This window comes from Marinimicrobium alkaliphilum (genome assembly GCF_003259155.1).
Classification (GTDB): domain Bacteria; phylum Pseudomonadota; class Gammaproteobacteria; order Pseudomonadales; family Cellvibrionaceae; genus Marinimicrobium_A; species Marinimicrobium_A alkaliphilum.
Map to the genome: position 1 here is coordinate 290,957 of NZ_QGMQ01000002.1, position 13,704 is coordinate 304,660.

The 13,704-nt window shown below is 58.1% G+C and carries 12 protein-coding genes; 9 read left to right on the forward strand and 3 right to left on the reverse strand.

The genetic code is table 11. The annotated features are described in order from the left end of the window. Window positions 1–4: 4 nt before the first annotated feature. The 5 genes from DKW72_RS04790 to phoU all read left to right on the forward strand — a co-directional run bounded on the left by DKW72_RS04790 (window position 5) and on the right by phoU (window position 6,804). The gene (locus DKW72_RS04790; protein ID WP_111641184.1) at window positions 5–979 is read left to right on the forward strand and encodes a PstS family phosphate ABC transporter substrate-binding protein; all 975 of its coding nucleotides are present in this window, start codon (window positions 5–7) and stop codon (window positions 977–979) included. Window positions 980–1,156: 177 nt separating this feature from the next. After that, window positions 1,157–3,478, forward strand: a complete 2,322-nt coding sequence (locus tag DKW72_RS04795) for an ABC transporter permease subunit (protein ID WP_111641185.1) — start codon at window positions 1,157–1,159, stop codon at window positions 3,476–3,478. A 31-nt stretch (window positions 3,479–3,509) separates the two neighbouring features. Then, the gene (pstA, locus tag DKW72_RS04800; protein ID WP_111641186.1) at window positions 3,510–5,177 is read left to right on the forward strand and encodes a phosphate ABC transporter permease PstA; all 1,668 of its coding nucleotides are present in this window, start codon (window positions 3,510–3,512) and stop codon (window positions 5,175–5,177) included. Between the two features lie 41 nt (window positions 5,178–5,218). After that, window positions 5,219–6,058, forward strand: coding sequence for a phosphate ABC transporter ATP-binding protein PstB (gene pstB, locus DKW72_RS04805; RefSeq protein ID WP_111641187.1), 840 nt, complete (start codon window positions 5,219–5,221; stop codon window positions 6,056–6,058). A 20-nt stretch (window positions 6,059–6,078) separates the two neighbouring features. Then, window positions 6,079–6,804: a phosphate signaling complex protein PhoU gene (gene phoU / locus DKW72_RS04810; RefSeq protein ID WP_111641188.1), complete on the forward strand. Its 726-nt coding sequence runs from the start codon at window positions 6,079–6,081 to the stop codon at window positions 6,802–6,804. A gap of 19 nt (window positions 6,805–6,823) precedes the next feature. Here phoU and DKW72_RS04815 read toward each other — a convergent pair whose 3' ends face one another. The 3 genes from DKW72_RS04815 to DKW72_RS04825 all read right to left on the reverse strand — a co-directional run bounded on the left by DKW72_RS04815 (window position 6,824) and on the right by DKW72_RS04825 (window position 10,026). Continuing rightward, entirely contained in the window at window positions 6,824–7,783 is a 960-nt protein-coding gene (locus DKW72_RS04815) for an AEC family transporter (RefSeq protein WP_232522316.1), read from the reverse strand. A gap of 113 nt (window positions 7,784–7,896) precedes the next feature. Then, a complete protein-coding gene (uxaC, locus tag DKW72_RS04820; protein WP_111641190.1) occupies window positions 7,897–9,309 on the reverse strand; it encodes a glucuronate isomerase in 1,413 nt (470 codons plus the stop codon). Window positions 9,310–9,462: 153 nt separating this feature from the next. Further along, entirely contained in the window at window positions 9,463–10,026 is a 564-nt protein-coding gene (locus tag DKW72_RS04825) for a thioredoxin family protein (RefSeq protein ID WP_111641191.1), read from the reverse strand. A gap of 156 nt (window positions 10,027–10,182) precedes the next feature. On the opposite strand from DKW72_RS04825, the gene DKW72_RS04830 reads away from it, so the two are divergent. The 4 genes from DKW72_RS04830 to DKW72_RS04845 all read left to right on the forward strand — a co-directional run bounded on the left by DKW72_RS04830 (window position 10,183) and on the right by DKW72_RS04845 (window position 13,704). Further along, window positions 10,183–11,079 (forward strand): TraB/GumN family protein, encoded by an 897-nt coding sequence (locus tag DKW72_RS04830; protein WP_111641192.1) that lies wholly within the window; start codon window positions 10,183–10,185, stop codon window positions 11,077–11,079. A 163-nt stretch (window positions 11,080–11,242) separates the two neighbouring features. Then, entirely contained in the window at window positions 11,243–11,611 is a 369-nt protein-coding gene (locus tag DKW72_RS04835; RefSeq protein WP_111641193.1) for an ArsR/SmtB family transcription factor, read from the forward strand. A gap of 23 nt (window positions 11,612–11,634) precedes the next feature. Continuing rightward, the gene (gene arsB, locus DKW72_RS04840) at window positions 11,635–12,666 is read left to right on the forward strand and encodes an ACR3 family arsenite efflux transporter (protein ID WP_111641194.1); all 1,032 of its coding nucleotides are present in this window, start codon (window positions 11,635–11,637) and stop codon (window positions 12,664–12,666) included. Between the two features lie 24 nt (window positions 12,667–12,690). Further along, the gene (locus tag DKW72_RS04845) at window positions 12,691–13,704 is read left to right on the forward strand and encodes an ArsJ-associated glyceraldehyde-3-phosphate dehydrogenase (protein WP_111641195.1); all 1,014 of its coding nucleotides are present in this window, start codon (window positions 12,691–12,693) and stop codon (window positions 13,702–13,704) included.

The window sequence follows — 13,704 nt, forward strand, 5'->3', positions numbered from 1 at the left end:
CTCAATGAACGCTAAGCAAATCCTGAAAGGCCTGGCTCTTGCCGGCTCACTGGTCTGTGCCTCGGCAAGCAACGCCCAGGTGGACCCCAATCTGCCGGAGTATCGTCCGGTCTCTGGTATCTCTGGCAACCTGAGCAGCATCGGTTCAGATACCCTGAACAACCTGATGACTCTGTGGGCGGAAGACTTCCGCAGCTTCTACCCCAATACCAGCGTACAGATCCAGGGTGCTGGCACCTCCACGGCGCCGCCGGCTCTGGCTGAGGGTACCGCCAATTTCGGTCCCATGAGTCGCACCATGCGCGACAGCGAAGTGGCGCAGTTTGAAGCCGCGCACGGTTATGCGCCGACCATGGTGCGTGTGGGTATCGATACCATTGCGGTATTCGTGAACCGCGATAACCCGATCGAAGGCCTGACCCTGGCTCAGGTGGACGCTATCTTCTCCAGCACCCGTCGCTGTGGTGGTGCTCGCGACATTACCCGCTGGGGTCAGGTGGGCATGGACGGCGCCTGGGCGAACCGCGATATTACCCTGTACAGCCGCAACGCCGTATCCGGTACTTACGGTTACTTCCGTCAGCACGCCCTGTGTGATGGCGACTTTAAAGACAACATGAATGAGCAGCCCGGTTCAGCCTCGGTGGTTCAGGGCGTGAGCGAGTCGCTGAACGGTATTGGCTACTCAGGTATTGGTTACGAAACGGCGGGCGTGCGCGCCATCAAGTTGGGTACAGAAGAAGGTCGCCTGTTTGAGCCTACCGGTGAAAACGCGGCAACCGGCGACTACCCGCTGGCCCGCTTCCTCTACGTCTACGTCAACAAGCACCCCGAAGACGGTCTGGATCCGCGCACCCGCGAGTTCCTGCGCATGGTACTGTCCAAGCAGGGCCAGGAAGTGACTCACCGCGACGGCTTTATCCCGCTGCCTGCGTCGGTCGCCGCGCAGGAGCGTCAGCGCTTGGGTATCGACCAATAACGTTCAGACACGTAGTGACATGAATATCGCTTGGGCCCCTTAAGGGGCCCTTTTTATTGTGGGGTTGTATGACGGTGTTGTGACAGTTTGTCATATAACTGTCATATGGCGCCGATACCATAGCGTCGTCATGAGCAATGGCCGGCGGTCGCCGGTCTGGCCAAGCCGAGGAGAGTTATGAACCAGTCTGCGCCTTCGCTATCGTCCGCGGGTAGAGAACCCGGTCAACCGGGTGCCTTGCCGGACGGTGAGCGCCGCAAACGCCTGCGTCGTTGGCGGACGATCAAAGATTATTTTGCCAAGTATTCCGTGGGCACATTTGGGGTGGGTGTGATCATCGCACTGGCTCTGATCTTTGTGTACCTTTTTAGCGAGGTGGCGCCCATGTTGCGCCCCGCCTCGTTGACGGTCGAAGCTCAGTATCCGGCTCCCGGGGGCACCCAGGCAGAAACCCTGCATATTGCCATGGATCGTCACAAGGCGGTGGCCGTGCGCTACACCAGCGAGCGCGAAGCGGTGTTTTTCAACACTGTCGATGGTAGCGTGATCCGCCGGGAGGCGTTGCCGATACCCGAGGACGTTAGGGTCACAGCCTTCGGCTTGGCGGAGCCACGCAATCGGCTATCGATTTTCGGATTGGAGAACGGCGAGGCACTGCTGGTACGCCATGAGTTTAACGAATCTTTTTCACGCGATGGGCGCCTGTACAACCCCAGCCTGGTGTATCCAGTACGCGATGGCGAGCGGGTGTTGTTGGACGTGGCGGGTGATGGCAGCGGCATCGCATCCATTGCCATTCAGCGCGGGAGCACCGGAACCAGCGTCGCGGCGGCGCTGGATGATGGCCGTTTGCGGCTGGTGCGTTTTGAAGAAACCACGTCCTTCCTGACCGGTGAGGTCACCGTTCGCCGCAACGCCTACGATATTCCGCGGTTGCCGGAAGGTGCAGAGCCGACCCGGGTACTGCTCGATATCACCATGCGCCATCTGCTTGTGGGAGACAATCAGGGGCACCTGCATTATTACGACGTCAGTCGCCCCGCCCAGGCCGAACGGGTGGACTCCAAGCGTATCATCCGTGCTGACAGCGCTGAAGTTTCGGCTCTGGAATACCTGCTCGGCACCGTATCAGTGATTGTGGGTGGTTCCGAGGGCAGTGTCAGTCAGATCATGCTGGTGCGCGATGAGGACAATATCAACCGTATCACCCGTGTGCGTGACTTCGAGTCGCACGCCTCGGCGGTGACAGGTATCTCTCCCGAGTATATCCGCAAGGGGTTTGTCACCTACGATGCCGGTGGCAATCTGAAGCTTCACTATTCCACCTCCTATCGCACCCTGCTGAGCCGCACAGTCACAGATGCTCCACTGGCGTTGGTGCATATGGCGCCGCGCGCCAATGGCCTGTTCGCGGTGGACAATCAGGAACGGGTACATAAGGTGGATGTGTTCAATCCCCATCCGGAAGTGTCTGTGCGCGCACTCTGGGGCAAGGTCTGGTACGAGGGTCGCTCGCAGCCGGAGTATGTCTGGCAGTCGTCGTCGGCAACCGATGAATTCGAGCCCAAGTTCTCGCTCATGCCTCTGACATTGGGAACCGTAAAAGCGGCTTTCTACGCGATGTTGTTTGCCATGCCTCTGGCGATTCTGGGAGCGGTGTACAGCGCCTACTTCATGTCGCCCAAGCTGCGCCAACTGGTCAAGCCTTCCATCGAGATCATGGAGGCATTGCCAACAGTCATTCTCGGTTTCCTTGCCGGCTTGTGGCTCGCACCTTTCGCTGAGCGCAACCTGCCCGCAGTCTTCTCAATTCTGCTGTTGATGCCGGTGTTTCTGATTTTCGCCGGCTACGTCTGGATGAAATGGATGCCGCGCGCCCTGCTGCAGCGGGTGCCGGACGGCTGGGAGGCTGCCATTCTCGTGCCGGTGGTGATCTTTGTGGGTTGGGCTTGTGTGGTGTTGAGCCCCTGGGTTGAGATTGCGCTGTTTTCGGGTGATATGCGTCAGTGGCTGACCGATGTCGGTATCACTTACGACCAACGCAACGCCATGGTGGTGGGTATCGCGATGGGCTTCGCCGTCATCCCCACGATCTATTCCATCTCCGAGGATGCGGTTTTCAATGTGCCCAAGCATCTGACCCAGGGGGCCCTCGCGCTGGGCGCAACCCCTTGGCAAACCGTGACCCGGGTTGTGCTGCTGACGGCCAGTCCGGGCATTTTCTCTGCTGTCATGATCGGTTTCGGTCGCGCTGTAGGCGAGACCATGATTGTGCTGATGGCCACAGGTAACAGCCCGGTGATGAACTTCAACATCTTCGAAGGTATGCGCACCCTCTCGGCCAACATCGCCGTGGAGATGCCTGAGGCGGCAGTTGGAGGCACCCACTACCGCATTCTGTTCCTGGCGGCGCTGGTGTTGTTCGTGCTGACGTTTTTCCTGAACACGATTGCCGAAATTGTGCGTCATCGCTTGCGCAAGCGCTACAGCTCGCTTTAAGGCCCTGGCAGAGACAACTTGAGGAACGATGATGAAAGATTGGTTTAGCAAGGGTTCGCCCTGGATCTGGCTGAGTGGCGGCGCCGTCAGTATCTGTATGGTAGCCGTTACCGGGCTGGTGTTGATGATTGCCATCAATGGCCTGTCGCACTTCTGGCCCAAGCCGGTGGTCGAATTTGAGTACCGCTTACCGGGTCAAAGTGAGGGTCAGCGGGTCATTGGTGAGGTCAACCGCACCGAGACCATGACCGCCATCGCCATGCGCGAGGCGGGCTTGACGGTGCCAGAGGGTCAGGAGTTGGTGACCCGGCATATGATCAAGCGGGGCAATCGTGATGTGACCGGACAGGATTTTGTCTGGTACCTGGACGATCACATGTATGACCGCCGGTTCCCTCGGGATATTCTGGTGCTGGAGCGCCTGACCTGGGGAGACTTTTACGGTTACCTGGTGGATTACCGCATCGATGGCGAAGTGGTGGCTGAAGGCGCTGAAGCGCGAGCGGCGTTTCGCCAGCGTATGGCCGAGACCGCCGATCTTGTGCGCGAAATCAACGTGATCGAGCGGGTGGATATCGGGGACGTCAACTTCCGTATGGAGCAGCTGCGTCTGCGCGATCGGGGTCTGAATCTGAACGAGCGCCTGAGCGAGGCGCAGCGCGAACAGGCCCGAGCGGAAATGGCCGAACGGCAGGCGGCGCTGGATGAAGACTACGCGGTGCTGGAGCAGCGTCGCAATGAACTGCGCCACGAGGTTGGTCGGTATGCTATTACCATGGAGACCATGGAAGGGCAGATGCGTACCATTCGCCTGGATGCGGTGGTCCACGCCTGGTGGCCTAACGATATGAGTATGTTCCAGAAAATGGGTCACTACGGGCGTAACTTCTGGGATTTTGTCAGCGGTTATCCGCGCGAGGCCAATACTGAGGGCGGCATTCTGCCCGCCATTTATGGCACGGTGCTGATGGTGATTCTCATGTCTATTGTGGTCACGCCCTTTGGGGTGCTGGCGGCCATCTACCTGCGTGAGTACGCCAAGCAGGGGTGGCTCACCCGGGTGATCCGGATTTCGGTCAACAACCTTGCCGGTGTGCCTTCCATTGTCTTTGGTGTTTTTGGTCTCGGCTTTTTTGTCTACTTTCTGGGGGGCAACATTGATCGCCTGTTCTACCAGGAGGCGTTGCCTTCACCGACCTTTGGGAGTCCCGCGTTGATTTGGGCCTCGCTGACTCTGGCGCTGCTGACCCTGCCGGTGGTGATTGTGGCCACCGAGGAGGGTCTGTCGCGTATTCCTCGCAGTATTCGCGATGGCAGCCTGGCGCTGGGTGCGACCAAGGCGGAGACGCTGTGGCGAACGGTGATACCGCTGGCGGCGCCCGCAATGATGACCGGTGTGATCCTGTCCGTGGCACGCGCTGCCGGTGAAGTGGCGCCACTGATGTTGGTGGGTGTGGTCAAGCTGGCGCCCAGCCTGCCACTCGATGGCAACGCGCCCTTCCTGCACCTGGATCGCGCCTTTATGCACCTGGGCTTCCATATTTTTGACGTCGGTTTCCAAAGCCCTAACGTCGAAGCAGGTCGCCCCTTGGTGTATGCCACGGCCTTGATATTGGTGGCCCTGATTATTGTGCTCAACCTGACCGCGATGATAATCCGCAATCGCTTGCGTGAACGTTACCGCAGCGAAAGTGACTGACGCACGCTTACCCATTTGAATGTGAGTGAAAGGTTAATATTATGAATGATCAAACGACTCGTACCCACGCGGTTGACAGCAGCCGCCTGCGCAATACCCAAGGACAGCCGCTGAACCTGGGCGATGAGAAGATCTGCCTGAGTATCCGTGATCTCAAGCTGTATTACGGTCAGGATCAGGCGATCAAAGGCGTTGATCTGGAGATTCCCGAGAAGCGTGTAACAGCGTTTATCGGACCCAGTGGTTGCGGCAAATCGACCCTCTTGCGCTGTATCAATCGCATGAATGATCTGATTGATATCTGTCGTATTGAGGGGGAGGTACTGTTGGATGGCGATAACATCTATGACCCGAAAGTTGACGTGGCCGAGTTGCGGCGGCGTGTGGGGATGGTATTCCAGAAGCCCAACCCTTTTCCGAAAACGATCTACGAGAACGTCGCCTTCGGTTTGCGTATTCAAGGCGTCAACTCACGGCGTGTTCTCGACGAAGTTGTGGAAACGTCTCTGCGCCGAGCGGCGCTCTGGGATGAGGTCAAAGATCGCCTGAACGAGAATGCTTTCAGTCTGTCGGGTGGTCAGCAGCAGCGCTTGGTCATCGCGCGGGCCATTGCCATTGAGCCGGAAGTGATCCTGCTGGACGAGCCGGCCTCGGCCCTGGATCCCATCTCGACACTGAAGATTGAGGAGTTGATTTACGAACTCAAGGATAATTACACCATTGTAATTGTGACCCACAATATGCAGCAGGCGGCACGGGTCTCTGATTACACCGCCTTTATGTATATGGGCGAGCTAGTGGAGTATGGCGATACCGATACGGTGTTCACCAATCCGAGCAAGAAACAAACCGAAGATTATATTACCGGCCGTTACGGTTAAGCACACAAGGGGCTATGGCAATGGAAATCAGCAGTCACAAAGATCATATTTCCCAGCAGTACAATATCGAGCTGGATGACATTCGGACGCACCTGTCAGAGATGGGAGGGTTGGCCCAGCGTCAGGTGAACGATGCGATTCAGGCGCTGGTCGATGCCGACCAGGAGAAGGCCGAAGCGGTTGTGCGTGCCGACAGCAAGGTCAACAAGATGGAAATCTCCATCGACGAGGAGTGTGTTCGCATTCTGGCACGGCGCCAGCCGGCCGCCAGTGATTTGCGGCTGGTCATCGCTGTGACCAAAGCGATTACGGACCTGGAACGTATCGGCGACGAAGCGAGCAAAATTGCGCGCCAGGCGATTTCACTCAATCGCGATGGGATTTCGCCCCGGGGCTATGTGGAAGTCCGCCATATCGGGAACCATGTTTCACACATGTTGCACGATGCCCTCGACGCTTTTGCCCGGCTGGATGTCGATACCGCGATGAAGGTGGTGCACACTGACAAGATGGTGGACATGGAGTACGGCACGGCCATGCGCGAAATGATCACCTTCATGATTGAAGACCCACGCAGTATTACCCGGGTGCTCAATATCATGTGGTCACTGCGCTCGCTTGAACGTATTGGCGACCACGCGCGCAACCTGGCTCAGTACGTGATTTATCTGGTGAAGGGTGAGGACGTGCGCCACGATAACACGACCGAGGCCATCGAAGAGCAGATCGGTACCGATAGCGAGTAAAGCCAAGTGCGGCCAGGTATCAGCTTACCAGGCCGCACAACTGCAGCACCCAGAAGCCCAGCGTGACCGTAAAAATCGACCAGAGTGTGGATTGGACGATAATGTTGGCCGCCAGCTGGGTGTTGCCGTTCAAGGCTTGTACCATGATAAAGCTGGCGGTTGCGGCTGGCGCCGCCGACAGAAAGAACACCACACCCACCAATTTATCGCTCAGCCCCAAAGCCACGGCCAGCAGACAGGCAATGATGGGCGAGAGCAGCAGCTTCCAGACGGTTGCCGATACAGTCGCCTTATCGACGTGATGCACCCGTTTGATGTCCAGCGCCCCCCCGATGCAGATAAGCGCCAGCGGCAATACCATTTGGCCCAGGTAGTCGCCTGTGGCACTCACTACGTCCGGGATCGGCAGCCTCACCATGTTGGCGAGCAGTCCCAGGGCGATCCCGATGATCAGTGGGTTGCGTACAATACCTCGGACGACCTTCATGGCCGAGCCGCGCCCTGCAGGGCTCAGGCTGTTATTGAGGATATACACCGAGAGCATATTGTAGAGGATGATCGTCAGCGCCACCGGTAGGGTCGCCAGGGCCAGCCCTTCTTCGCCGTAGGCATTGACGCAAAAGGCCAGGCCAATAATGATCAGATTGCCCCGAAAGGCCCCCTGGACGAGGACGCCGCGGTCCTTGGGGCTCTGGATAAACCAGGAGGCGCTCAGGTTACTGAAGACGAATACCAGCAGGGTAACCATACCGATCACCAGCAGCACCCGCGGGTCGGCCATCTCGCTGGCAAAATCAATGTTTGCGCTGCTGAAGAACAGCAATACCGGGAGGCCCAGGGTAAAGACCAGGCGCGAGGTGACGTCAATAAAGTCGTCGTCAATCATGCGCAGCTGCTTGAGGCCCAGGCCCAGCAACACCATCACAAAAATCGGTGCTGTGACGGAAAAGGCAAAATTTAGGGTTTCAAGGCTCGTCACAAGGGATTGACCCGCTCAGTCTTATTAAATGCTAATCGTATATCATTTTGCCTAGCATAAACAAAAAACCCGGCGATTGCCGGGTTTTTTGTTAGCGAACAACGATTTTTTACTTATTTGGGGACTTCGAAGGGAAAGTAACCTTCGGCGTTGTTGTAGCTGATGTCCCGCACCATGCCCCCGACCATCGCCAGGTCGTCGGGAACATAACCGTTGACCATGTCGCGGCCCAGAATGCGGCACAGCAGGCGGCGGAAGTACTCGTGCCGGCTGTAGCTCAGGAAGCTGCGGCTGTCCGTGAGCATGCCTACAAAGCGGCTCAGGAGCCCGAGTTGGCTCAGGGCCTCGATCTGGCGGGTCATGCCGTCCATCTGATCCAGGAACCACCAGCCACTGCCCATCTGCATCTTGCCGGCGGAGGAACCGTCCTGGAAGTTGCCGATCATGGTGGCGATCATCTCGTTGTCACGGGGGTTCAGGTTGTAGAGGATGGTCTTGGCCAGGCGGTTGTCGCTGTCCAGGCGTCCGAGGAACTTCGACAGGGGCTTGGCATAGCAGTGATCACCGATCGAGTCAAAACCGGTATCCGGGCCCAAATCCCGGAAAAGGCGCGGGTTATTGTTGCGAATGGCGCCGATATGGTACTGCTGGACCCAGCCTTTCTCATGGTCCTGGCGGGCAAATTCAACCAGCATGGCGGACTGAAATTTCTCGATTTCCTCGCCGCTGAGGTCGCTGCCCCCGCGGATCTTGGCGAAGATGGTCTTGATTTCGGCATCGGTGTAGTCGGCAGCCATCACCGTTTCCAGGCCGTGGTCGGACAGGCGGCAGCCCTGGGCGTGGAAAAAGTCGTGACGCTTCTGCAGAGCCTGCATCAGACTGTCGTAATCGCTGATGTCGGTATCGGCCACTTTTGCGAGTGTGTCCAGGTAGCGGTTGTACTCGCGGGCATCTTCCACGGCCATGGCTTTGTCCGGGCGCCAGGTGGGCAGTACCGCGGTTTTGCAGTCGCCCTGGGCGACTTTCTGGTGATGCTCAAGGCTGTCGGTGGGATCGTCGGTGGTGCATACCAGCTTGACGTTGGCCTGAGCCATCAGGCCCTGGGGGGTAAACTCCGGGCTTGCCAGCTTTTCGTTGCACTCGTCCCAGACGCGCTTGGCACTGCTACTGTCGAGCAGGGTGTCAGTAATGCCAAAGGGCTTGCGCAGCTCCAGGTGGGTCCAGTGATACAGCGGGTTGCGCAGGGTGTGAGGCACGGTCTCGGCCCACTTCTGGAATTTTTCCCAGTCACTGGCATCACCGGTGCAGTAGCGCTCGTCGACGCCGTTGGAGCGCATGGCGCGCCACTTGTAGTGGTCACCCGCCAGCCACACCTGGTACAGGTTGTCGAACTGCTTGTTGTCGGCAATCAGTTTGGGGGGCAGGTGACAGTGGTAATCGATAATTGGCATGGCTTTGGCGTAATCATGGTAGAGCGCCTTGGCCTGCTCGGTGTCGAGCATAAAATCTTCGTGAATAAAACTCATTCTCACTCCCTCATCGGTGGTCTCTGGCGATATTCTGCGATATCTCGGTACAAAAACGGGTTGTTGTCGGCGTGCCCGGTTGTGCGGACCGGGCAAATTAGCGGGCCATTATACGGCTTTTACGGGGCAGATTGTAATCGTTAAGCGCGACGCTCAGGCTTCGGATTTCCACTTGATGTTGCAGCCCAGGCTGGGCTTTTGGCTCTCGGCCGGTGGTGTTTCGCCCCGTGCGAGGGCTTCGGCGGCAGCCAACAGGTCCACGCCAGTCACAGGAATGTCGTTACCCGGGCGGCTGTCGTCGAGCTGACCGCGATAGGCGAGCTTGAGCTGGCTGTCGAACAGGAAAAAATCCGGGGTACAGGCAGCGTTGAAGGCCTTGGCCACGTCCTGGCTCTCGTCGTACAGATAGGGATAGCCCAGCGTGTACTTCTGGGCAAACTCGGCCATTTTATCCGGCGCATCGTCCGGGTAGGCGCTGACATCGTTACTGCTTATCGCAACGGTGCGTATCCCCAGGGCATTGAGCTTGTCATCCAGCTCGGCCAAAAAAGGCGCGATATGCAGCACGAACGGGCAGTGGTTGCAGATAAACATCACCAGCAGGCCGTTTTCGCCCTTGCGTTGGGCGATGGGCCAAGTTTCACCGCCCGGGTCAGGCAGTTTGACTTCAGGCAGGGGGGTGCCCAGGGCGAGCATGTTGGATGGGGTGCGGGCCATGATTCCTCCACATCGTTGGCTTGCGAAGCCCTTATTGTATACCCCGAATCGGGTCACTGACAGCTGGCGTAAAAATCAGCGTTGTCGCTGTTCGGCGTTGGCGCTAACATGCACTTTCAGGATACAACAAACCCTAAATAGTGTAAGGAGACAAGCATGTTTCGTTCAATCTTCCCCTTGGGGCGAGCGTTGGCATACGCTTTTTTGCTGTGCAGCCTGTGGAGTCTGCCGGCCAGCGCCCAGAGTGCCTCGTCGGTCTATGAAGTCACGCGCGGCGACCAGCGGCTGCTGTTGGGCGGTACCATTCACCTGCTCCGGCCCGAAGAGTTTCCACTGCCTGCGCCGTTTTACGCTGCCTACCAGGAGGCCGATGTCATCTACCTGGAAGCGGACCCGGCGATAGCCGACGACCCGCACTTTGGCCAGCAGGTCGCTCAGGTCATGCTCTATCCCACGGGCAAGACCCTGTCTTCGGAGTTGGCGCCGGAAACCTGGCAGGCTCTGGTAGCTTACGCTGAAGCCAATGACTTTCCGTTGCAACAGATGATCGGCTTTCATCCGGCGATGGTGTCATTGGTGATCAGCGTGACCGAGGCTCAGCGACGGGGAATGACCGACGGCGTGGAAACCCATTTTGCCCAGATGGCCAGAAAGGATGGTGTGCCCATCGGTGAACTCGAGGGCATGGCTGAGGTGATGACGATGCTGGAAGACATGAAAGCGCTGGATGAGGACGAGATTATCCTGCATACCCTGCGCGACCTGGAAAATTTGGACGATTTTATGGGGCCGGCGCTGGATGCCTGGCGCGTAGGCGATATGGACGCCCTGTATACGGTATTGGGGAAACCCTTTTATGAGGAGTCTGAAGAGTTCTATCACCTGATTCTGACCGACCGCAACAAGCTCTGGGTGGAGCGCCTGCAACCGATTTTTGAGCAGGACGCCACGGCGCTGGTTCTGGTGGGCGCTCTGCATCTGGCCGGCGATAACAGCCTGATCAAGATGCTGGAAGCCCGGGGCTATCAGGTGCGGCCTTACATCGCCGAATAGCGATGCAGGGCTGTTCGTCGGGGTTAGCCAGCCCCGGCGACTGCGGCAATCATCGGCTTTCTTCAGGGGCCTTCGGCTCTTTATATTTGGATTTGCGTATATGTGGATATCCACATATCATAGGCCCATCGTGTGACTGCAACCCAATTATCCGGATGGCCCTATGGCGTCGACTGCAACACTCTCACTGATCAACCCTGCGGCCACCTCGCCGGTGGCTTTTTTCAAGGCGCTTTCAGAACCCACGCGCTTGCTCAGCCTGCTGCTGATCCAGTCTCACGGCGAGCTTTGTGTGTGCGAACTGATGCGTGCGCTGCAGCAACCCCAGACCAAGGTCTCCCGCCATTTGTCGCATCTGCGCCAGGTCGGCCTGCTGTGCGGTGAGCGGCGCGGGCAGTGGGTGTTTTATCGTCTCGCGGCCCTGCCCGAGTGGATGCAGGTGGTGTTGCGCGAGACCCACGCCGCCAATCCGACACTGTTGGGCCCGGCCATCGGCCGGCTCGCGGCCAGTGATCGCCCATCGTGTTGTTGAGCAACACTCAAGCGGAGTAGGGCATGGGTATTTTTGAGCGTTATATGACCTTATGGGTCGCCCTGTGTATTGCCGTCGGAGTGCTGGTGGGAAATCTGGTGCCGGGGGTGTTTTCCGTTATTGCCAGGCTGGAAGTGTTTCATGTCAACCTGGTGGTCGCGGTGTTTATCTGGGTGATGATCTACCCGATGATGGTGCAGATCGACTTTCGAGCCCTCGGACAGGTGACCCGGCGACCCAAAGGACTGATTTTGACCCTGGTGGTGAATTGGCTGATCAAACCGTTCACCATGGCGGCTCTCGGCTGGCTGTTCTTCCGGGTCCTGTTTGCCGGATGGGTCGATCCGCAGACCGCGACTGAGTATATCGCCGGCATGATTCTGCTCGGGGTGGCGCCGTGCACGGCGATGGTGTTTGTCTGGAGTCAGCTGACCAAGGGTGACGCGAATTACACCCTGGTACAGGTGTCGCTCAACGATGTGATCATGATTTTTGCGTTTGCGCCTCTGGCCGCTTTTCTGCTCGGGGTCACTGACATTTACGTCCCCTGGGAAACCTTGACGGTATCAGTCGTGCTCTATGTGCTGCTGCCGTTGGTGGCCGGGGTGCTCACGCGTCACTGGCTCTCGCGCCGCCGCGGTGCGCTCGGAGTCGACAGTTTTCTCGCGCAGGTCAAACCCTGGTCTATCCTCGGGTTGCTCGCAACCGTGGTGCTGTTGTTCGGTTTTCAGGCTGAGCGGATTATCGACCAGCCCGGCGTCATCGGGCTGATTGCGATTCCATTGCTGATTCAAACCTATGGCATTTTTTTCCTGGCCTATGTCGCCGCTTACTGGCTGCGCTTGCCGCACCGGATTGCTGCGCCCGCTTGCATGATCAGTACCTCCAACTTTTTCGAGCTGGCTGTGGCTGTGGCCATCTCTGTATTTGGCCTGCATTCAGGCGCCGCCCTCGCGACTGTGGTGGGTGTCCTGGTGGAAGTGCCGGTGATGCTGTCCCTGGTCGCCATTGCCAATCGCACACGTGCGCATTTTGATCGGCGTGCGGATCACTAACATTCTGTTTTCGAGGATTCACCAATGACCATCAAAGTCGGTATTAACGGGTTTGGCCGTATGGGTCGCCTGACGCTGCGCGCCGCCTGGGGTTGGGATGATATGCAGATCGTCCACATCAACGATCCGGCGGGCGATGCGGCGACCTTGGCGCATTTGCTCAATTTTGATTCCGTTCACGGACGCTGGCAGCATGAAGCGCTGACCGACGGCGATACCATTCTGGTGGATTCGGCGCGTATCAGTACCTCGCGCAACACCGCCATTGCCGACACCGACTGGTCCGGTTGCGACCTGGTGATTGAGGCGTCGGGCAAAATGAATCGCACCGAGGCCTTGCAGGCGTATCTGGATCAGGGCGTCAAGCGTGTCGTGGTGTCGGCGCCGGTGAAGGAAGAGGGCGTGCTCAATGTGGTGATGGGGGTCAACGACCACCTGTATGAGGCGGACAAGCACCGGATCGTGACCGCGGCGTCCTGCACTACCAATTGTCTGGCACCGGTGGTCAAGGTGATTCACGAACATCTGGGCATTGTCCATGGCAGCATGACCACCATTCACGATATCACCAACACCCAGACGATCATTGATGCGCCGCACAAGGATTTGCGTCGGGCGCGCGCCTGTGGCAGTAGCCTGATTCCCACCACCACGGGCTCGGCCACGGCCATCACCCATATTTTCCCCGAGCTCAAAGGCAAGCTGAACGGCCACGCGATCCGGGTGCCGTTGACCAACGCTTCGCTCACCGATTGTGTGTTCGAAGTGGCGCGGGCCACCACGGCGGAAGACGTTAACGCGCTTCTGAAAAAAGCGGCCGAAGGCGAGCTTAAAGACATCCTCGGTTATGAATCCCGTCCATTGGTGTCGGTGGATTACAAAACTGATCCGCGCTCAAGCATTATCGATGCGCTCTCCACGCTGGTCGTTGACGGCACCCAGGTAAAAATCTACGCCTGGTACGACAACGAGTGGGGTTACGCCAATCGTACTGCCGAGCTGGCGCGTAAGGTCGGCCGTTCGGATCAGAGCGCCTGA